The organism is Alteromonas sp. 38, assembly GCF_902506055.1.
GTDB lineage: Bacteria > Pseudomonadota > Gammaproteobacteria > Enterobacterales > Alteromonadaceae > Alteromonas > Alteromonas lipotrueae.
The window spans coordinates 1,310,105-1,330,630 of the sequence record NZ_LR733300.1 but is presented as its reverse complement, the minus strand read 5'-3'; the positions used below and the strand labels follow the sequence as shown (position 1 = coordinate 1,330,630).

The window sequence follows — 20,526 nt, the reverse complement described above, 5'->3', positions numbered from 1 at the left end:
TCTTAAATACGACTTATATACTGCGAGTAGCAATACTGGGTGAAATATTAGCGGCTCGCATAGCGGGGAAGATAACGGCAAATATACTCATTGCAAAAATGAATATGGCGGTACCCACAATGAATTCTAGCTCAAGTGATGAGATGGAATAAGTCTTCATCATCACATCACCTAATACCACTGCTGCCACTCCACCGATAAATAAACCCGCCATGCAAACCATGGTATTTTCTATCAAAAAATATCGTACGATAGCAGACTTTCTTGCCCCTAACGCTCGGCGGGTGCCAATCTGCTTAGTACGTTTACTAATATTAAATTGGGTAAGTCCAAATATACCAAGAGCCGTAATCAGTAAAAGAATCACAACAAGTACAATCAACATACGCATCATGAGCACATCGGTGGCGTCATAGTTTTCTTTGGTTTTATCTAACCCATCCACATTAATAATGACTCGCTTATCATAAGCGTCCAACATATTTTGTTCTATATTGGCCATGATGTTTGCGCGCTCATTTTTGTCTGCTCGAACGACTATATGCTGATAATTCTTTGCATCTATAAAGGGCACTAAGGCAGTGATCTCGTCTCGATCACTGCTTGGCCACGGGCTTTTCATCGTTTCCACAATGCCGATTATTTGTAATGGCCGGTTTGAAAAGTACACGGTTTGGCCTAGCGCGTTACCATCGGGGAACAGTGCCTCTACAAAAGGTTGCGAGACGATAATAGTATTTGGGCCATTCCCATTAAAGTCATCACCAATGATTACCTCTTCGGGTCTAAAATTACGCCCTTCAATGAGCTTAACCCCAAAGGTCTCTAAGCCATGTTCATCGGTATTATAGTAAGCAACACTAACAGATTTAGACGTTTCTGGAGAAGGGCGCAACCGCATTGTGGAGGTTGAACCTCCGCCTGACAATGGCACGGCTTGTGATAGAGTTGCGTTAATGACGCCGGGAAGGTTTCGGATCATCGTTTCATCAACTTCGGCTTGCTGACTAAGCGAGCGATCTTTTCCAAAAGTCATTACGGCGAAGCTAAATATTTCCTTTTCCGGAAACCCTGTATCTTTGCGTAGATAAGATACATGATCGTTAATCATAAATGCAGCATTGCTAACAATCGACATGGTAAGGGCAATTTGAAGCAATAGGAGCACGGCGCCAATTTTAGAGCGACGTATGGCATTGAAGATGGGTTTAATGTCTAACATAGCATGCCCCTATTGGCTTTTTAAGTAGATGGCTGGCTGTGTTCTGCACACTAACCAGGCTGGGTATATCCCCGCCAAAAAGCTCGCCGTTAAGGCAATAATCGGCGCTGTAAGTAACATTGAGACATCCATGTTAGCTAGGGCACCATAATAGCTATTGGTCACACGAACGCCCCATAAGCCAAGCTGAGCTATGGCTATTCCTAGTAGCCCCCCCGCGAGTCCGATTACTGATACTTCAACGATGTGCTGAGCAAAAATATGACGCTTACTCGCCCCTAGTGCTCGCCGGACACCCACTTCTGGCGCCCGCTTTAGAAACTTCGCCAGCAACAGCCCTAAAATGTTGGACACACACACTAATAGGAACATAAAACTCAACCCCACTAGAATACGATTGTCTTCAGATACCACCTTGTTGTATTCCAGCCACTCAGTGACATTTCGAAGCTTAAACTCCAAAACTTCTCGATTGAATCTACCCTTTTCTCTTTGATCATCCATATAGGAAATGAGGTAATCACCAAACTGTTGCTTTTCTTGCATTGTATTAAGTTGAGCCCAAAATTGTATCCAAACTCTCTCAGAGGCCAATAGCCCTTGATATCCCTTTGAGTTCTCATGTTTCCAACCATTCATGTTGCCCCACGTCCCTATTTCCTCTAATGGCGCAATGGAAAAGGGAATATAAAGTTGTTCTGCGACGTTAAACGCGCCGTTGTTTACGTCGTAGTACTTCACATGATGTTCCCAATTTGCCGAGACACCCACAATGCGATAACTATTGTTATCAAGGTATATATGTTGCCCAACCGAGTTTTTTCCTGCAAATAAACGGTCGTTTATTTTTTCAGAAATGACCACTACATATTCATGGGTGTCTTGTGAATCTCGAGACCAAGGCGCACCGTAAACAAATGGTCGGTCGAAAATGGTAAAAAATTCTCTATTCACCAAGCGAGCCGGCTCCATAGTAGGTTTTACTTCTGGAGAATTAAGGTGCACAGAGAACCCACTTCTAAAACTCGGCGATTTTAGTACTGGGATATCTGCATTGTAGAGATTAATGGCATCTTGATAAGTGAGCTGATAAGGCAGGTTATCAGAGGAATGCCACTCATTGCCATCATCCATAATATTCAGCTGCGGATAGAAAATATTACCACTTTTATGTGGAATGGGGTCCATCGACATCATGTGGTAAACAGACAAGCTCGTCATGGTAAGACCTATTCCAATAGCGATAGCAAAAACCATCAGAAAGCTAATTACTGGCGTGCGCTTAATGCTTCGCCAACTCAAATCAATATAATGGAGAAACATATTATACTCCTGACGCAACAACGGTTTCATTGTCGCGGGTGGCTGCTAAAGTCGGCTTACCTTGATATAAGGTGAAGTCAGCTAACTGGCCATCTACCACTTGTATATTACGAGGAGCTCGGCGCGCTAACTCGGCATCGTGGGTTACCATCACAATTGTTGCGCCATTTTTGTTTATCTCTTCAAGTAGTTCCATAACTTGGCGCGCCATAAGGCTATCCAGATTTCCCGTAGGTTCATCGGCAAGTAAGAAGCGAGGTTTGCCCGCCAGAGCACGAGCTATAGCAACACGCTGTTGTTGCCCACCAGACAACTGTTGCGGTAAATGTTTAGCTCGGCTGGCTAAACCAACTTGCTCTAAACATTGTTCAATTCTTATTTTACGTTCTTTTGCGGCAATGCCTCGATAGCGCAGGGGCACTTCGACATTTTCATATAAATTCAAATCAGGTATTAGATTAAAGCCCTGAAATATATATCCAATTTTTTGGTTTCTTAAATCGGCAGTTTGATTATCAGACAATCCGCCGATATCAACGCCATCTAAGGTATATTGGCCTGACGTGAACGGCTCCAGCAAACCGGCAATGTTTAAAAATGTTGTTTTCCCAGAGCCAGAGGGCCCTGTAACCGCAATAAACTCGCCTTCATTTACGGTTAACGAAAAGTCCCTTAGTGCATGAGTTTGTACGCTGTTCGTTTGGTATATTTTGCTTACGTTGTTCATGGTTAACATTGCTGTTTATCCTTTTTATTAGCGCAGAAGTACTGTAGACGCTTGATTAAACTGTTCGTAATTTGAAACTATTATTTGGTCGCCCTCATCCAGGCCGCTGAGAATTTCGACTTCTCGAATGCTGGTTGCGCCAATTTGAATGTCTATTCGCTCGGCCAGATCACCTGTAACAAGATAAGCTGTGGTGCCTCCGGCTTGAAGGAAACTCCCACGCTCTACCTTGAGTACATCACTTTTGTTCTCTAACAATATCCGTGCTGACACTTGTTGATTCTGGCGAATTGATTGCACGCTATTTTCAGGAAAGCGTACCCTTGCAATAACTTGTCTATCGACAACTTCTGGGGATATTGAAGCCAGTGTGCCAATCACTTTTTGGACACCCACTTTTAATTCAACACTCATCCCTAACCCCAGCTCATTTGCATAGCTCTCAGCAACATTGAGTTCGGCTTCATAAGCGGTTAAATCTACTAATTTCATTAATGGCTCATTTTTAGCCACAAGTGCATTCGGCTGAATTAGTACATTCCCCACGACTCCGGACACGCCGGCTCTAATAGTTAAATCGGCAAGTTGACGGGTAAGGTCATCTACAACTAGAGCTTGCCTGGCGACCTTCTCTTTCGTGGTCTTAAGTTCAAAAGCTAACGTATCTGTTGCTAATTCAATTTCACTAATGGCGTGCTTATAAGTCACTTCTGCTTTGGCTAAATTATCTAGCGCCTCTTCTAAATCTATCTGACTTATGAGGTGATCTTTGATTGACAATTTTGCTCTTTTTTCTTCTCGCTGGGCCGCAACCAATTCTACGTTGGCAATATCAGCTTGTTTGTTTAATAAAAGTGCCTGTCTACGTACATCAAGCTCTTGCCTAGCAAGCTCACTTTCCAAGCTTGCTAGCGCTGATTGCTCTTGCTTCATAGTATTCTGCAATTCGGGAGAATCGACTATTGCTACAATATCCCCTGTTTCTACCGAATCACCGGGCTTTACTTTTAAAAGAACATAGCCTTGCTCAGGGCTATACAACTGCGGGGCATTTGAAGCGATTATTCTACCTGTGGTGACGATATCCCTAATTAACTCGCCTTTTGTTACTACACTGAACTTTAGCGAATCACGACTGCTAGATAAGCCAGCGGTGGAGCTGGAAAAAAGAAAGAGATATCCAAAGACACCCACTATTAATAGTATAGCTAAGACACCCACCCATTTTTTTCGCGACGGCTGCGTTACAACAGCGGTATCCTGACTACTAGTATCCTGAATCATAAGACATCCTCATGACTTACTGACTCGAAATTAGCGAGCAACACTACAATGACAAAAATAAAAATAGGCAGACTGATAAAGTGAATAAGCAACATGTTAATCTAGTTTCTGTTGGAAGTGTGAACTAGTAGTACGAATAACATGCCAACATTTAATACATTGATTATTAATGATTTTATTAAGCTTTGAGTAGCTGGCGTGTCCGAGCGGACACTTTTTTACTGTCCGACTCAACTGAGCGGACGGGTTGGCTAAATTTAGGGTTGGATATCAGAAGAATCACTGAGGTTACTAAAAAACGGCATTAACTCTTCTCAGTACTCATTGATGTGAAATACATAGGTTGGGATAGCGAATTAAATTTTAGCAGGCTAATTGATGGCTCAATACAGTTTTTCGCTTTACCAATGCCAAGCTGATCTTGCTGGAAAAGTTGCTCTCTATGGAGCTTACAACTGCAGACCAATCTGTTTGTGTTAAACCTGTACGCGATAAAATAGGCTCGCAGTTTCGGGGGATCTCTCCCCTGATGTTACTTCTTAGTTGCCTACCGGTTTGATCCACCAAGTGCAAATAATCATCTAATCGAAAAGGTAACCCTTTTGCTTTATTATTTTGAGACCCACCAACAAATGGAAGTAGCTCTAGAGGTTGTTTATTCTCTTTTGCCTTTGCTATACGACGTTTCACACTGGTATACATTGCCTTTTCAGGGGTCTTCGCATTGCCAGCTCTTATCGGATTTAAATCAACATAGGCCATGCAAGCCAACAATGCTGATTCATCTAGTAGAGCTTGAGACTTAAACCGCCCTTCCCAAAAACGCCCGGTACATTCGTCCTCCGTGTTTGCTTTTCGCGCAATAAATTCATTTAGAAGCCGCATAAACCAACTGATATCGTACAAACGCTTTCTATATATATCCACGTAATTAAGTACCGTTTTTAATTGCGATTCAGAGAGGCTAGGCCTCTGTTCTCTATTCATAAATTGACGAGTAAGCAAAGTTCCATTGTGAAGCGTATGCCACCGGCTCAGTACTTCCTCAGGGCTCATTGCAAGCGCATGACTCTTATCAACACGCAATACAGTATGGGTATGATTGCTCATTACTGCATAAGCGCAAACTTCGATTGCAAAAACACTTGCGAGCTTAAGCAATCGATTCTCTACCCATTGCCTTCTGTGCTCGTAGCTTCTTCCGCTAAACCTGTCTTTTCCGCATAGAAATGCTCTTCGAACACAACGAGAAACGCAATGATAGTAAGGAGTGTCTTCTAAACATATTAGTGACTTACGAGGACGCGGCATGCTTAAATTTGGTGTGGATATTTGATGCTTATAGTGGATTAATACGCTAGAGAAGAATACTGAACCTTGGGTTAGTTTTTCTCTCTATTTCGGGTGAGTTGATTAAGCTTCGCGATTTGTGTGTGTCTTCTCACCTAGCAACCAAAAAAAACCTGGACACCCACTAATGTCCAAGGCTTTGACATCTGTGGGTGTCCAAACTCTTTTAGTGGGTGTCAATATTGAAGGTGGGTGTCCGCATTGCTATCCCTTGCGAGCTTAAGCAATCGATTCTCTACCCATTGCCTTCTGTGCTCGTAGCTTCTTCCGCTAAACCTGTCTTTTCCGCATAGAAATGCTCTTCGAACACAACGAGAAACGCAATGATAGTAAGGAGTGTCTTCTAAACATATTAGTGACTTACGAGGACGCGGCATGCTTAAATTTGGTGTGGATATTTGATGCTTATAGTGGATTAATACGCTAGAGAAGAATACTGAACCTTGGGTTAGTTTTTCTCTCTATTTCGGGTGAGTTGATTAAGCTTCGCGATTTGTGTGTGTCTTCTCACCTAGTAACCAAAAAAAACCTGGACACCCACTAATGTCCAAGGCTTTGACATCTGTGGGTGTCCAAACTCTTTTAGTGGGTGTCAATATTGAAGGTGGGTGTCCGCATTGCTATCCACGCATTGCTAGCTAAAGAGCTTCATGAACCAGCCTTTGCTAAGCTCTTCTTCACAGGTTTTAAGCTGGGTTGCGTAGCGTAATGATCTTGCTTTCACTTTAGATGCCACTTTCTTCAGCCAGGGTTTTCGGTCGTAACTTTTCCGTTTATAGCCGCCCCAGCCTTCGTGATAATTCAAGTATTGGGCGTAAGCATCCCACTTTGAAATGCCATTTACCTTCTGCGATTTATAAATAAACCAGCCCATGAAGTCGATGGCATCTTCGAAATCATCCCTATCAGCGCCGCTATTATTGGTTTCACGCATGTAGTCAGCCCATGTGGGTGTCTTAGCTTGCGAATAGCCATAAGCAGAGCTTACTCTACCCCAAGGGACTAAGCCGAAAAATACGTAATCACGGGGAGGTAAAGCATCGTGGCGAAATGAGCTTTCTTGATACATCATCGCCATAGGCACATGAATGGGCACGCCCCATTTATCACGAGCATCAGCGGCGGCGTCGTACCAATCATCTTTTTCAAAGAAGATTTCGCACAAATTGCTGCTATCTTTCGGGGGCGTTGTTGCACATCCAGCGATAAACAGTGGAAAAAGCACGACCAAAATTGATAAAAAAATACACAACGGTTTGAACTTTTGATGCATAGCTTGTCTTAACTTATGTTCTAGTAAAATGTGTGTTTCCCTGGAACCTTCAACGCCTGATTTCTATCAGGCGTTTTTTTTTGCTTGCGGTTCGTTGAAGTAATCACAAATAAAGCTGTCGAAGTCTTTCGTATCAGCGGCTTCCACATCGGCTTGCGCAGCTAACGACGTCTCAGCGGCATCAGCAAACATAGCTTCCGTAGTTTGCTGATAATCGAAACCTTTCATCTGCTCTTGATAACGTGCAGCTAGCTCTAAGCCATAAACACCATTATCTTTGTCATGTTTAAGCAATTCCTCTAAAAGCACGCCTGAAGGGGTTAGCGCTGGATTTGCAACTTTCATCGACTCTGCGGCAACCGCGTCACTATATCGTGTTGTGTCATTTGCCAAGTCGAGTATCTCTGCCACTTGCTCAAACTCGTCAAACAATGATGAAGCCCACGCCGTTAATGTTGTTTCCTCATTATCGCGAATAAGCGCCAAATTAGGTTTTCTGCCTTCTAATACCACTCGATTCATGTTGTCTTTTGCTTCATTTAACTGCGCTTCGTCTAGTTCAGCACTTGGCTTCAACAAACACGTCAGTAAGAACACATCGAGAAAATCGAATTGGGTTTGGCTAATACCAATGGGCGAAAAGGGATTTACATCTAACGCACGCACTTCAATGTAGCTGATGCCGCGCTTAACCAGTGCGTCGGTAGGTTTTTCCATCGATTGCGTAGGTTGCTTGGGCCGTATTGGCGAATACAGCTCGTTCTCAATCTGTAAAATATTACGGCTGAGCTGCTGATAGTTACCACCGTCGCCAGCAGCAAAGCTACTAAAACGATTTGACGGCGTATCCATAGCACCACGAAGCAGCCGAACATAGTTATCTAACTGGTTATAGCAAATTTTAAGCGACGACTGCTCAGCACTGGTATATCCCAAGTCACTCATTCTCAATGACGTGGCATACGGCATGTAATACGTGCCCTTACCCACTTTTTCAAACGGTAATGCGTGCTCTTTTCCTTTCAAAAACGAACCACACAATGCAGGTGATGCACCGTATAGAAAAGGGATTATCCAGCAGTAGCGACGGTAGTTTCTGATCAATGAAAAGTAGTTGGCTGAAGTTTGATCTTGGCTATGCTCAGTACCGTTAAGCTCAGCCCATTGCTTCCAGAAATCATCGGAAAAAGAAAAGTTAAAATGTACGCCAGCAATCGCCTGCATCATGCTGCCGTAGCGGTTTTTTAACCCAATTCGATATACTCGCTTCATTTTACCAATATTAGATTCGCCAAAATAAGCAATAGGGATATGTGCTTCATCTTCGATAAAACATGGCATGCTGAGGGGCCAAATTTGCTCGTTACCAATATTATCAATGGTGTACTTGTGAACATCTTGCAACTGCGTAATAGTAGTAGCGGCGCTACTTTCTGGGGGCGTAATAAACTCTAACAAAGACTCGGAAAAGTCAGTGGTTATCGTGTCGTGCGTTAGCGCTGAACCCAACGCCTTTGGATGAGGCTCTTGCGACAGAGCGCCGTTTGGCTTAATTCGTAATGCTTCACGCTCAACACCACGCTTTATTTGCGTAAGTGCCGTTAAAAATTCAGGTGATTTAAGCGCAGCCAAACGCTTGTTGAAACACGTTGAGTTTACAGTCAATGTTCATATCCATGGATGAGTTGTTCCCCTCAAAATGGGGAACAACATATTAAATTCAAGTCACCATTGCTGATAACTTGCTATCAGGCACTTAGTTTATCTGTTCTCTACTATTGGTATCTACTGATAATTCGATGATCGGCATATTTAACGACTCCAGTTGCTCAAGAATCGCATTTTTGTCGCCAACAACGATAACTTGCAGCGTATCTGTCGATAAATACTGCTTCGCCAGTGCGTTAATTTCGTCTTTGCTAATGCTATTAATTATCTCAATTTGCTCTGTTCTGTAGCCTTTTTCAAGTCCATAGCTTTGCAATTGACGAAGAAAGCGCGCCTTACTATTGGGGGTTTCAAACTCTAACGCATCGCTTAACGTAAACGCATTACGCATGAATTGAATTTCTTCGCCTGTCGCGCCGTTATCGATATACTGATTTATTTCTTTAAAAACTTCAGAAATGCCTTCGGCTGTATTCGCAGCAGTAAGATCGGTTCCAACTTCAAACCAACCTAACGTTTTGCCTCCCATAAACGCACTGTTCGCGCCATAGGTAATGCCTTTATCTTCGCGCAAATTCAGATTTATCCGGCTATTAAAGCCGCCGCCCAGTGGGAAGTTAACTAAACGAGATTTAAAGTAATCGCCAGTTGCATCGAAAGGTAAGCTGCGTTTAACGATATAAACTACAGATTGAACCGCACTAGGGCTATTTATTAAAAAGACCTGATTCTTATCGTAGGTAGGGAATGCATCATAATCTTCAAAGGTATATGTCTCACCTTCCCATTGCGCCACAAAATCTAATGCATCTACTACCGCATCAGAACTCATATTGCCAACGACTACGACACTCGCTTTACTCGGAGAGTAGTATTGGTTATAAAACTGCTTCACATCGTCAAGTGTGATGGCCTGCACGGTTTCAATAGTGCCTTCATCAGGTAAACTTACGCGATTATCTGCGCCGAATAATACTAAATCTCTGGCGCGGCGAGCCAAACTAGATGGCGTTTTCGCTTGCTGTTGCAAGCCTTGCAACACTCGCTCTTTCATTCTAACGAAATCACTTTGTGCAAAAGCAGGGTTGAAGAACTTCTCTTTAAGTAGTGCCAAGGTTGGCATCACGTTTTTAGTTAATGTAGATAAATAGACCTGAGAGTATCGTCCTGCCGCACTAAATCGAATTGAACTGCCTAACTTAGCAAGTTCGTTCGCTAATTCTTCATTCGTGTAGTTTTGAGTAGATTCATTCATCATTAACGCGGTGAGGTACGCTGTACCCGCTTTACCCTCAGCGTCTAGCAACATACCGCCATCCATGCTAAGGGTTAAGGTGACAGTGGGTGTCTCACTCACAGTCACCCCCATTACATTTACGCCATTGCTGAGTTCACGCTCCCAATAATCCGGTACCGTGACGACAGGCGCTTCGCCTGCTTTAGGCGGTATAGTTCTATCGAAACTAGATGGTGAAGATGTATATTCGTGATCATCAGGTTCAGTTTCGGGTAACGTTCGTACAGGACGTTCAAAGGTAGGCTCTGCCGCTTGAAGTTGAGGCTGGCCTTTAGGCACAATACTCAACACCACACTATTGGCGCCTTTGATATATTTTTTATACACACGCATCACGTCTTCAGCGGTCACAGAATTATATCGCGCGATATCTTCAGACACTAAGTCTGGCGTTTGATAAAAAGTCTCATTGGCCGCTAGCGCAGTCACTTTGCCAGCTACACTCTGTAAGCCAAATACTGTTGATGCTTCAATACTACCTTTGGTTCGCGCTAAATCGTCGGCTTTTACACCACGGGTTTCAAATTCAGCCAGTGTGGCTTCTATTACCTGGTGAAGTTCATCAAGTGACTGGACTTTTGCGGGGTTAGCTAACGCAATTAGTTGAAATTCACAGGCCAGCTCGCGGCACGGGTGTGACACGACTGCTTGGACAGCCATGCCTTCTTTCACTAAATTTTTATAAAACAAAGACGTTTTACCGCCACCTAGTATGTCGGATAACACATCTAATGGTGCTTCATCAGGGTGACGCGCATAAACGGTTGGAAAAGTAATTTGTAGCAACGGCAGGTGCACCTTATCTTCTAACGTCATATAGCGTGTTTCAGATAGGGTCACAGGCTGTGGTTCAGGATCTTTTACTTCAGGTCCTTTTGGAATATCACCAAAATATTGGGCTATTAATGCTTTGGTTTTGGCAGTATTTATATCACCACCTATGGTCAACACTGCATTATTTGGCCCATACCAGCGTTTAAAAAAAGCTTTAAGGTCGTTCACGTTAACGCGGTCTAAGTCTTCAACGTAACCAATGGTCATCCATGAATAAGGGTGCCCTTCTGGATACATTGCTTCGCCATTGAGTTCATGCCTTAGTCCGTAAGGCTGGTTATCCACTCGCTGAGCACGCTCGTTCTTAACGGTTTCACGTTGATTTTCAAATTTAGTTTGGTTTACCGCTTCAAGCAAATACCCCATACGGTCTGCTTCTAGCCACAACACCTTTTCGAGTTGGTTAGCCGGCACAGTTTCGTAGTAATTAGTTCTGTCGGTATTTGTCGAGCCGTTCAAACTTCCGCCGGCTTCGGTGATCACTTTAAAATGCTGTTCATCTGCCACGTGTTTCGAGCCTTGAAACATCATATGCTCGAAAAAGTGCGCGAAACCAGACTTACCCACTTCTTCACGCGCAGAGCCTACGTGGTAAGTCACATCTACATGAACGAGGGGATCTGAATGGTCTTCGTGAAGAATAACCGTTAATCCATTACTGAGCGTGTACTTTTCGTAGGGGATAGTAACTGCGGAGCTATCGGCGGGGGTATCTACGTTTGCCCGTTGGCATCCGTTAAGTACGCTAATAGCAAAAACTGCAACAATAAGGCGAAACGCCAAACTTCCTGACATGCTGGATCCTTCTAGGTGGCCTCGCTTTTATAATGCATTTAACTCGCATCACACTAGCGTCTATAATAATACAACCGTTGAGACAATGGCCTGGGGCATACGTTTCATCGAAGACTACCAGACTTTTTAACGCTTTACTTGCTCTGACTTGCTATCATTGTATTAATTTATAAAATTCTGAAATACACTGGCAGTGAACACAGAACAAAAAACGTAGTTAAAGGAACTTACATGGATCAGCTCGCAACAGTCTTAGATTTTGAATTTGGCATGTCTCAACTAAGTGGTAATAAAACACTGTTGTTAACCTTATTGAATAAGTTTTCAGATGAATATCGCTCAGCAAACGATGATTTACAGCGATTAGTGAAAGAAGGGAATTTCGACGAGGCATACTCTTTAATCCATACGCTGAAAGGTGTAGCAGGTAACTTGGGGCTATTTGCGTTGCATCACGCCAGTAAACCCGTTGAAGCAAGCGTTAGAAACGACAAATGCCTTCCTGATGACTACGCCAGTTTTTCTGCTCTTGTTGATGAAACCATAGCGGCTGTAGATGCACTATCGGCAACTCCTGAGCCCGCTGCGCCTGAAGCAACTAGCGCAGTTGCTACCCAAGCTCGTGAGCAATTTATGGCTGCATTAAAGGCCAGTGAGTTCATTTCTCAATCGACGCTTGATGAATGGTTAAGCGCACTTTCGCTACCGCCTGAAACAAAGCAAGGAATTGAAGACGCGGTAGACGAACTAGACTACGACGAAGCCATCGCCCTACTTGAAAAAGCCTAAGTGAGCGAAATACCTATTTTAGTTGACGATAACGATGTGCTTATCGTCAACAAGCCCTCCGGCATTGCCATGCATGACAATGCGAATATTGAGAGCACGGGAACTGGTGAGAACATAAAAACCGGTGGAAGCGCTGACTCGGGTTATATCAGTAATATAGACACACATGCATTAGGTATTGTTAGCCTGCTTCGCGAACAAACTGGTTTTAGTCAACTTCACCTTTGTCATCGCTTAGATACCGGTACCTCTGGCTGTTTGTGCTTAGCCAAAAATACCCAAACAGCAGCACTTATTGGTGAGGCCTTTGCATCCCGTCGAGTTAGCAAATACTACTTAGCCATTAGTGCCGACAAGCCGAAAAAGAAACAAGGTACCATTGTAGGCGATATGAAAAACCGCCGCGGCGGCCAATTCATGCTGCTTAAAAGCAAAGATAACCCTGCAGTCACCCAGTTTTTTAGTCAATCTGCTAAACCTGGCTATCGCGGATTTATCGTAAAACCGCTTACAGGTAAAACCCATCAAATTCGAGTCGCTCTTAAGAGTATGGGTGCAGCGATACTTGGCGACACACTTTACAGCGGTGCACCATCCGATAGATTACATTTACATGCTGGCTGGCTGCGCATTCCCCTTCCCTCTCGCACTATTTTAGTCAAAGCGCCGATACTCTCTGGTGATTTATTTACTGATAGTGAAGTAAGCAATTGGCTTACTGAATTACCTGAGCCAGATAGCTTTAATTGGCCTGTAATTGCCCCTTCTTTATTACAGTTAGTTAGCAAGGCTTGATGTAAGAAATGAAAGGTAAAAAGGCCAGGCAAGGCGTGCAAAAAACAGAAAACCTATTGGGTGAGGGCAACTCGCAGGCACAAGGCAATTTTAAGACTGAGCAGCTCGAAATAAAAAAAATCCACATTGCGGGCAGTGGCGCTATTGGTTCTTTACTCGCAGGGGCTGCAGAAAAACAAGCAATTCCTTACGCGCTTTACCCAAGAAACTCAGTATTTCAAGTCGAGAATGCGAGTATAGGGAAACCTAAATTTGAGCCATCTAAAACTGAGACACCCACCCCCTTGTTAATAGAATGGACTGACGGTACCGAATACCCCATTACGCAAATCAACAGTAACAAGCCACATCTTTCGCCTAACGATATTTTGGTATTGCCTTTAAAAGTGCACCACTTGAAAACCGCGCTTACTCAATGGCTGCCATTAATCGATAAAAGTACCCCTGTAGTGCTTCTACACAATGGTATGGGTGGGTATGAAATAGCGACATCTATATTGCCAGCCAAGCAACCATTGCTGCTTGCGACCACCAGCCATGGGGCGATGAAGCGCACGACAACTCAGGTTATTTACACCGGTGTGGGCGCCACCCAGATTGGTATTGCCCCCCATTTGGTTTCGCACAAACAACTCACTATGCCTGAGTGGGCGAAAAGTGTGTGTCACACTTTATATGCGCTACTTCCACCAGTGAGTTATCAAACTGACATCATGAAAGCTTTGTGGGCCAAGCTTGCGATTAATGTGGTGATAAACCCATTAACTGCCCTAAATAATGTGACAAATAGCCATATTGCTGATGAGCAGTTTGCGAAAGAACGCAAAACGCTTTGTGAAGAATTTGCTGAAGTGGCAAACGCCTGTGGTCAGTGTTTTGATGCTAATAAAATCGAACAACAAGTAATCAACGTTGCTGGCCTTACTGGCAGTAATTACTCCAGCATGCATCAAGACGTGCTAAATCATCGGCAAACCGAGATTGAAGCCATTAATGGCTACATTGTCAAAATGGCACAAAAAAAGGGTATTGAAGTTCCCCTCAATACCCTTCTTACACAACAAGTCAAAGCGCGTTTAGCCTAAGTGCTGTGAGCTGTTTTTTATAACGTTAGCTAAGTATAACGTCATTTGCGCAGCTTATTCTTCTTCGGTGCCTTTTGAAACTTCAGGTTTCATATGCGGGAATAAAATCACGTCTTTAATCGTTGGGCTGTCAGTAAATAGCATAGCCAAACGGTCAATACCAATACCTTCACCGGCCGTAGGCGGTAAACCATACTCTAACGCACGAATGTAATCTTCGTCGTAATGCATTGCTTCATCATCGCCGGCATCTTTCTCTTCCACTTGCTTAGAGAAACGCTTGGCTTGATCTTCAGAGTCATTTAACTCGCTGAAACCGTTAGCAAGCTCACGGCCGCCTACGAAGAATTCAAACCTGTCAGTAATGAATGGGTTTTCATCGTTACGACGAGCAAGAGGCGATACTTCCCACGGGTATTCTGTAATAAACGTAGGCTGTTCAAGCTTCTCTTCTGCGGTGGCTTCGAAGATTTCACACAAGTACTTACCAGCGCCCCAAATACCGTCAACTTCAGGCTCTTTAATATGCAGCTGTTTCGCCATGGCTTTAAGTGCATCAAGGTTAGCTTCTGGGTCGCGAATAGCGGCTTCATTGGCTTCTGGCCAGTATTTAAGAATAGCGTTGCCCATACTTAAGCGCTCGAACGGCTTACCAAAGTCGTACTGCACTTCTGAAACCACGTTACCGTCAGTATCTTTGTTGGTGTTAGTAATAACACTAGAACCTAAAATATCTTCGGCAAGAGTACGCAACATGTCTTCTGTTAAGTTCATCAGGTCATTGAAATCAGCATAGGCCTGATAAAATTCCAACATAGTGAACTCTGGGTTATGACGTGTTGAAAGCCCTTCGTTACGGAAGTTACGGTTAATTTCGAACACGCGCTCGAAACCACCTACTACTAAACGCTTCAAGTAAAGCTCTGGGGCAATACGCAAGTACATATCAATGTCTAACGCATTGTGATGAGTAACAAACGGCTTTGCAGTTGCACCACCGGGAATAACCTGCAGCATAGGCGTTTCTACTTCAAGGAAGTCGCGCTGGGTGAGGTAGTTACGAATACCATTTACAATCTTACTTCTGATCATAAAGGTTTTGCGCGTTTGTTCACTGGTAATAAGGTCAACGTAACGCTGACGATATTTGGTTTCTTGGTCGCTTAGGCCATGGAACTTCTCTGGTAGAGGGCGCAGTGCTTTCGTTAGCAATGCATACTCTTCCATGTTCACATATAAATCGCCTTTACCCGACTTATGCAATACACCAGCAACACCAATAATATCACCAATATCTAACGCACCGTACTGCGCTTTAAGGGCTTTTTGGGTATCTTTATCAGCGTAAGCTTGAATGCGACCAGTCATGTCTTGTAGCAACATAAACGGGCCACGCTTAGCCATAATACGGCCAGCAATGCTTACTTTATTGCCCTGCTCTTGCAAGGTTTCTTTATCTAGTTCACCGAACTTGCCTTGAAGTTCGTCAGCATAGTTTTCACGACGGAAGCTGTTTGGGAAGCCATTTGCACGGCACTGCTCACGAATTGCGCTTAGTTTTGCTCGGCGCTCAGCAATTAATTTATTTTCGTCGGTTTGTTGGTCAGTCATAACCTATTCACTTTCGTTGTTCGGATTACAGCCCTGATTTAAGGCTGGCTTCGATAAATTTATCCAGGCCACCATCTAGCACGGCCTGAGTGTTGCGTGTTTCCACGCCAGTACGCAAATCTTTAATACGAGAGTCGTCTAGTACGTATGAACGAATTTGACTTCCCCACCCGATATCTGACTTGCTGTCTTCCATCGCTTGTTTCTCGGCGTTTTGCTTTTGAAGCTCGTACTCGTAGAGTTTCGCTTTCAGTTGCTTCATCGCCTGATCTTTGTTTTTATGCTGCGAGCGGTCGTTTTGGCACTGCACTACAATACCTGTAGGTTCGTGAGTAATACGTACCGCTGAATCTGTTCTGTTTACGTGTTGGCCACCCGCGCCAGATGCGCGGTAAGTATCAATACGTAAATCTGAAGGGTCTATATCAATATCGATATCGTCATCCACTTCAGGATAAACAAACGCTGATGAAAACGACGTATGACGGCGGTTACCTGAATCAAAAGGTGACTTACGCACTAAGCGATGCACGCCCGTTTCGGTACGCAACCAACCAAAAGCATATTCCCCTGCAATACGCAAGGTGGCACTTTTAATACCTGCGACATCGCCATCAGACACTTCAATAAGTTCGGTCTTAAAGCCGTGGGCTTCCCCCCAACGAAGGTACATGCGAAGGAGCATATTCGCCCAGTCTTGCGCTTCTGTACCGCCAGAACCAGATTGAATATCAATATAACAATCGTTGGCATCATTAGGTTGTGAAAACATGCGGCGAAACTCAAGCTTTTCAAGTTGCTCCAGCAGGCCTTCTAGTTCTTTGTTGGCCTCATCGAAAGTTTCTTCATCTTCTGCTTCAACGGCGAGTTCAAGCAAACCTTCAACGTCTTCGGTGCCCTGCTCAAGGTTGTGAATCGTTTCTACAACCAGCTCTAAGGCCACCTTTTCTTTGCCTAACGCTTGTGCGCGTTCAGGCTCGTTCCATACCTCGGAGCTCTCAAGCTCTCGGTTAACTTCTTCTAAGCGCTCTGACTTTGCATCAAAGTCAAAGGTACCCCCTAAGCGCGTCGGTGCGCTCGCGGATATCTTTTATCGCATTGGTAACGGGGTTTACTTCAAACATAGTCCGCGTATCAACTGTAAAATAAGACCGCGGATAGTACCGAATTTGGACGAAATTTGATAGAGGTTAACGAAATAAAAGGCAGGTTTTCAGGGTATTAGTTTCACTGCCTGTCTAATCATTAGAAACGCGCCATAAAAGGCCGAGAATGACGCCTTTAGTAAAGCAAGAAAACTGCCTGAAGTTAACTATTATTGGTTTTTCTCATAAATTGAAATCCAGCCCAGCCCGCCATTGCGCTTGCGCTGGTTAAGAAGGTGCCCCAAGCCCAATCCACTACAGTAATAAACAGCGTAAAACCTTCAACAATACTGTAGTTGGTTAGGTTATAAGCACCATAACTGGCGAGCCCAAGCAACGCTCCATCAATACCAGCGTAGTAAAGTGGTTTATCTATGTTCGCCACTACGGCTAATACAAAGACAACAAAACCATACATTAAATAGAACACCACCCAAGGCCAGGTAATATAGTTTTCCCTCAGTAAGCTCGCCATTTCAGTGGTATACCAGTCTCGGGCTATCCAACCTAGCCATAACGCATCTAGCACACCAAAGCACAATAAAATGGCCAGTATCGAAAGCATAATACTGGAAGAAAATACAATGATTTTTTGTAGCATGAACTCGCGTTCCATTCATAAACTAGCGTTAGGTTTTCAGTTTGTCATGTCTATGAATAAAATAGCAATATGAAAAATTAGTACCTTCACAACACTAGTTCAATCTTACCGCTAGATAGCTAACTTTCCCTTCAGATGATTGGGGCAGAAAATATAAACCGCCGAACAAAAAGTACTGAGTGCCATTGATTTTAACTGGCTTCGCACCTTCAGGAAGTGCATCATAATGCTTAGCTGCTTCATACACAGCGGTTTCTACTCGCGACCACTCTACAGGAGCTTTCACTACGATATACTCACCATCTATTCGTTTGTAATACACCCCTTCTACAACATAGTAGGTTTTCCCATCGACAAAAATAGTATCAAGATGATCAGGCAAGGTGTGAATGATGACACCAGGGGGTGGTATCACTACCGTAAAATCGCCTCCCATTTTGCGATAATACACACCATTTCTATATCGATAGTCTATGCCTTGGTGACGAATGAAGGCTGCGTCTTTAGGTAAATGTCTCACTCTATACCCCGGCTCATATCGCGGAGATGCAAGCACAGCAACAGCAACGCCCGCCGCAATGCCCGCACCTATACTTACTGCTGCATTTCCACCGTGAAAGCCGTCACGCGCACCGCCGCCATGCAACGGCGCCGCACATGCACTTAGTAGGATGATTGAGCAGAATATGGGTATTAAGTATAGTTTCATAAAGTATTACTCCCAACAAATTAAGAGTACGGCGACAATGCCGTGTACTTAGTTATATGGGGGTATAGACCAATACAAGAACAGATCTTCTTGTACCTTTACCTAACATTTACTCAGCTTATCCCTTTTACTCACTCGTCCCCGACATGGCGATATCAACCGCACTTTTTCCCATAGTTTGTTCACCCACATATTTGGAGTCGAATGCGGGTCTAGAGAATATCTTTCTAACTAACGGTTCAAAGTGTGATAGTGGTTTTGTAGGGTAATCAGGATCGAAGGACGATTGATCCCACTTTTCACAAAAATCCACACAGGCTTGATACCAAGGGTGATCTTTTAAATACTCGCGCTCATTCGGATCCCCCCCTAAAAAATGGGCGTAATAAACGTTTTGAAATAACCCATGCTGGTTAATAATCCAGGTCACTTCAGGTCGTACATAGGGGCGTAAAATTGAAGCCGCATATTGCGAATGATTGTGCGGCGCTAAGTCATCACCAAGATCATGAATAAGTGCCGCTACTATCATTTCCTCATCGGCGCCATCGGCTTCAGCACGAGTTGCTGATTGCAGTGAGTGTCCAAGTCGTGAAACCTGATAGCCCGATAAGGTGTTCTCTAAATTTTTAAGCGCTTCCAAAATTCTATCGGGCAAGCCTGTCGCGTACTCATCTTCATGTTTGGTAAGAAACAAATACTCTTCTTTTGTTCCGTCTTTCATCTGGCGAAATTGAACAGTTTCCATCACTTACCTCTTATCTCTGCTGTTTCTGCTGTAGACTTGGTATTAGCTATTTTAAACTCACCGTTCGTACTTTTTGTTTCTAGTTCATCGTTGGTACGGGCTGCACGATGCTTTCTTTTAAGCGCGTTGTAACGGCCTTTTGGTGCATCAATATCGATGTATGCGCCCTGCAAATGACGAAGCCCTTCACTGGGATCAAACCCTGTGCGACCATGTAACACTCGGGTATTGTGAAACATCTGCAGCTGACCTGGCTCCAATCTGAAGCGCCACTCGTATTCAGGCGAACACAACAACTGCCCCAAACGTTTACGGGCACGATGAAAGATAACCATTTCGTCTTCGGGTAAAAGCGGCAGGTAATCCAATCGCGGACTATAGGCAATACCGGTAATTCTGCCACTAGAGTCAGACTCAATCATGGTTCGTCTTTCTATCAAATCAACATCACTGTCGTAGTGGCGATAACGAACAGGAACTTTGCAAAGCAAGGCGAAGCCTTCCGGATCTTCTTTTTTCAACTGTTCAAGTACAGACAAACTGTCAACCAATGTCGACAAGCCTTCTGTAGTCTGATTCTCCAAACAATGTAGAAGCTGAATGCCTGGCATAGGATTCCTATAAGGGTTGTCAGTATGAGGCCCTAAAGGCACTGAACGATAAGCAAGATCGTTTGAGTTAGGACGGGTGAATACCTCGAAGTACTTACCGAAGTTAGTTTCTCTAACATGGCCAAATAGGTTTGCTACCTCCAATACTGCGTCAGACTCAGTAGGCACGTTATCAACAATAAGCACCCCGTAGGTTAAGAATATTTCTATTCCTTTAATTAACCCCTGTTGTGATTTCAATGTGGCGAGATCAATATGAAATAATGATTTATCCACGTCGCTTTTCCACGATATATCGTTAGGCGCACCGTCCCAAACGTCGAAATCGGCAGCGAACTCATTTAAATCGTACTCACCTGTATACCCGTCGCTAAACGTAAGATTAGCTAACCGATTGTGCTTCTTTTCTACCTTAATCAGCGATACACCCTCATCCAATTGATGTGGGTCGAAAAAACGCTGTTTGGTGGTTTTATCTAGGCTTGCTGAATCTTGGCAACGCTCACGTAGCCACAACGCAGGTAAAGGATAGTGTTGTCCATTTACAGTCGCTGAAACGGAAGCATTCGCCTCATTGATAACATAGTCTATTTGCTGCACGAGAATCTCCCTTAAAAATCAACGGGAGGAGTATCAAGTAATCATGGTTTATATTACAG

Annotated in this window: 17 protein-coding genes and 1 pseudogene; 3 read left to right on the top strand and 15 right to left on the bottom strand. The window is 43.8% G+C overall.

The genetic code is table 11. From position 1 onward, the window contains the following. Nucleotides 1–13: 13 nt before the first annotated feature. The 9 genes and pseudogenes from FLAVO9R_RS05680 to FLAVO9R_RS05645 all read right to left on the bottom strand — a co-directional run bounded on the left by FLAVO9R_RS05680 (nucleotide 14) and on the right by FLAVO9R_RS05645 (nucleotide 11,773). The gene (locus tag FLAVO9R_RS05680) at nucleotides 14–1,222 is read right to left on the bottom strand and encodes an ABC transporter permease (RefSeq protein WP_159529565.1); all 1,209 of its coding nucleotides are present in this window, start codon (nucleotides 1,220–1,222) and stop codon (nucleotides 14–16) included. Between the two features lie 9 nt (nucleotides 1,223–1,231). Beyond that, nucleotides 1,232–2,545 (bottom strand): ABC transporter permease, encoded by a 1,314-nt coding sequence (locus FLAVO9R_RS05675; RefSeq protein ID WP_159529563.1) that lies wholly within the window; start codon nucleotides 2,543–2,545, stop codon nucleotides 1,232–1,234. Between the two features lies 1 nt (nucleotide 2,546). Next, nucleotides 2,547–3,281 carry an ABC transporter ATP-binding protein gene (locus FLAVO9R_RS05670; RefSeq protein ID WP_159529561.1) on the bottom strand — a complete coding sequence of 245 codons (735 nt, stop codon included), beginning with the start codon at nucleotides 3,279–3,281 and terminating at the stop codon, nucleotides 2,547–2,549. A gap of 18 nt (nucleotides 3,282–3,299) precedes the next feature. Beyond that, the gene (locus FLAVO9R_RS05665) at nucleotides 3,300–4,556 is read right to left on the bottom strand and encodes an efflux RND transporter periplasmic adaptor subunit (protein WP_159529559.1); all 1,257 of its coding nucleotides are present in this window, start codon (nucleotides 4,554–4,556) and stop codon (nucleotides 3,300–3,302) included. A 363-nt stretch (nucleotides 4,557–4,919) separates the two neighbouring features. Then, nucleotides 4,920–5,867, bottom strand: coding sequence for a transposase (locus FLAVO9R_RS05660; protein WP_232370586.1), 948 nt, complete (start codon nucleotides 5,865–5,867; stop codon nucleotides 4,920–4,922). A 251-nt stretch (nucleotides 5,868–6,118) separates the two neighbouring features. Continuing rightward, nucleotides 6,119–6,283 (bottom strand): annotated as a pseudogene (locus FLAVO9R_RS20435) (transposase); the annotation flags it as partial. Nucleotides 6,284–6,540: 257 nt separating this feature from the next. After that, nucleotides 6,541–7,179 carry a transglycosylase SLT domain-containing protein gene (locus FLAVO9R_RS05655; RefSeq protein WP_159529557.1) on the bottom strand — a complete coding sequence of 213 codons (639 nt, stop codon included), beginning with the start codon at nucleotides 7,177–7,179 and terminating at the stop codon, nucleotides 6,541–6,543. A 66-nt stretch (nucleotides 7,180–7,245) separates the two neighbouring features. After that, the gene (gene gshA / locus FLAVO9R_RS05650) at nucleotides 7,246–8,844 is read right to left on the bottom strand and encodes a glutamate--cysteine ligase (protein WP_159529555.1); all 1,599 of its coding nucleotides are present in this window, start codon (nucleotides 8,842–8,844) and stop codon (nucleotides 7,246–7,248) included. Nucleotides 8,845–8,935: 91 nt separating this feature from the next. Then, entirely contained in the window at nucleotides 8,936–11,773 is a 2,838-nt protein-coding gene (locus FLAVO9R_RS05645; protein ID WP_159529553.1) for a M16 family metallopeptidase, read from the bottom strand. A 231-nt stretch (nucleotides 11,774–12,004) separates the two neighbouring features. Between FLAVO9R_RS05645 and FLAVO9R_RS05640 the strand changes: the two genes are divergently transcribed. Genes FLAVO9R_RS05640 through FLAVO9R_RS05630 form a run of 3 tightly spaced genes read left to right on the top strand, consistent with a single transcriptional unit; the run spans nucleotide 12,005 to nucleotide 14,442 of the window. Then, the gene (locus FLAVO9R_RS05640) at nucleotides 12,005–12,562 is read left to right on the top strand and encodes an Hpt domain-containing protein (protein WP_159529552.1); all 558 of its coding nucleotides are present in this window, start codon (nucleotides 12,005–12,007) and stop codon (nucleotides 12,560–12,562) included. Continuing rightward, nucleotides 12,563–13,357, top strand: coding sequence for a pseudouridine synthase (locus tag FLAVO9R_RS05635; RefSeq protein ID WP_159529550.1), 795 nt, complete (start codon nucleotides 12,563–12,565; stop codon nucleotides 13,355–13,357). A gap of 8 nt (nucleotides 13,358–13,365) precedes the next feature. Beyond that, nucleotides 13,366–14,442 carry a ketopantoate reductase family protein gene (locus FLAVO9R_RS05630; protein WP_232370585.1) on the top strand — a complete coding sequence of 359 codons (1,077 nt, stop codon included), beginning with the start codon at nucleotides 13,366–13,368 and terminating at the stop codon, nucleotides 14,440–14,442. A gap of 54 nt (nucleotides 14,443–14,496) precedes the next feature. On the opposite strand, the gene lysS is transcribed toward FLAVO9R_RS05630, so the two are convergent. The 6 genes from lysS to FLAVO9R_RS05600 form a co-directional block, all read right to left on the bottom strand. Further along, nucleotides 14,497–16,053, bottom strand: a complete 1,557-nt coding sequence (gene lysS, locus FLAVO9R_RS05625; RefSeq protein WP_159529548.1) for a lysine--tRNA ligase — start codon at nucleotides 16,051–16,053, stop codon at nucleotides 14,497–14,499. A 25-nt stretch (nucleotides 16,054–16,078) separates the two neighbouring features. Further along, a protein-coding gene (gene prfB, locus FLAVO9R_RS05620) for a peptide chain release factor 2 (protein ID WP_126871927.1) occupies nucleotides 16,079–17,177 on the bottom strand; the annotation gives its coding sequence in 2 pieces (ribosomal slippage) (nucleotides 16,079–17,101 and nucleotides 17,103–17,177; 1,098 coding nt in all). Between the two features lie 184 nt (nucleotides 17,178–17,361). Then, a complete protein-coding gene (locus FLAVO9R_RS05615) occupies nucleotides 17,362–17,799 on the bottom strand; it encodes a DUF2177 family protein (RefSeq protein WP_159529546.1) in 438 nt (145 codons plus the stop codon). A 94-nt stretch (nucleotides 17,800–17,893) separates the two neighbouring features. Next, nucleotides 17,894–18,508: a DUF6515 family protein gene (locus FLAVO9R_RS05610; protein WP_159529544.1), complete on the bottom strand. Its 615-nt coding sequence runs from the start codon at nucleotides 18,506–18,508 to the stop codon at nucleotides 17,894–17,896. A gap of 127 nt (nucleotides 18,509–18,635) precedes the next feature. Further along, nucleotides 18,636–19,256: an HD domain-containing protein gene (locus FLAVO9R_RS05605; protein ID WP_159529542.1), complete on the bottom strand. Its 621-nt coding sequence runs from the start codon at nucleotides 19,254–19,256 to the stop codon at nucleotides 18,636–18,638. Next, on the bottom strand, nucleotides 19,256–20,467 hold the full coding sequence (locus FLAVO9R_RS05600) for a TauD/TfdA family dioxygenase (RefSeq protein ID WP_159529540.1): 1,212 nt from the start codon (nucleotides 20,465–20,467) through the stop codon (nucleotides 19,256–19,258). The genes FLAVO9R_RS05605 and FLAVO9R_RS05600 overlap by 1 nt, the downstream gene beginning before the upstream one ends. Nucleotides 20,468–20,526: the final 59 nt, after the last annotated feature.

Bases quoted from the DNA above. Each gene is read 5' to 3' on its own strand.
- FLAVO9R_RS05660 (WP_232370586.1), bottom strand. From the start codon at position 5,867: ATGCCGCGTCCTCGTAAGTCACTAATATGTTTAGAAGACACTCCTTAC.
- lysS (WP_159529548.1), bottom strand. From the start codon at position 16,053: ATGACTGACCAACAAACCGACGAAAATAAATTAATTGCTGAGCGCCGA.
- FLAVO9R_RS05610 (WP_159529544.1), bottom strand. From the start codon at position 18,508: ATGAAACTATACTTAATACCCATATTCTGCTCAATCATCCTACTAAGT.
- FLAVO9R_RS05675 (WP_159529563.1), bottom strand. From the start codon at position 2,545: ATGTTTCTCCATTATATTGATTTGAGTTGGCGAAGCATTAAGCGCACG.
- FLAVO9R_RS05645 (WP_159529553.1), bottom strand. From the start codon at position 11,773: ATGTCAGGAAGTTTGGCGTTTCGCCTTATTGTTGCAGTTTTTGCTATT.
- FLAVO9R_RS05680 (WP_159529565.1), bottom strand. From the start codon at position 1,222: ATGTTAGACATTAAACCCATCTTCAATGCCATACGTCGCTCTAAAATT.
- FLAVO9R_RS05640 (WP_159529552.1), top strand. From the start codon at position 12,005: ATGGATCAGCTCGCAACAGTCTTAGATTTTGAATTTGGCATGTCTCAA.
- FLAVO9R_RS05670 (WP_159529561.1), bottom strand. From the start codon at position 3,281: ATGTTAACCATGAACAACGTAAGCAAAATATACCAAACGAACAGCGTA.
- FLAVO9R_RS05665 (WP_159529559.1), bottom strand. From the start codon at position 4,556: ATGATTCAGGATACTAGTAGTCAGGATACCGCTGTTGTAACGCAGCCG.
- FLAVO9R_RS05615 (WP_159529546.1), bottom strand. From the start codon at position 17,799: ATGCTACAAAAAATCATTGTATTTTCTTCCAGTATTATGCTTTCGATA.
- FLAVO9R_RS05630 (WP_232370585.1), top strand. From the start codon at position 13,366: ATGAAAGGTAAAAAGGCCAGGCAAGGCGTGCAAAAAACAGAAAACCTA.
- FLAVO9R_RS05605 (WP_159529542.1), bottom strand. From the start codon at position 19,256: ATGGAAACTGTTCAATTTCGCCAGATGAAAGACGGAACAAAAGAAGAG.
- FLAVO9R_RS05655 (WP_159529557.1), bottom strand. From the start codon at position 7,179: ATGCATCAAAAGTTCAAACCGTTGTGTATTTTTTTATCAATTTTGGTC.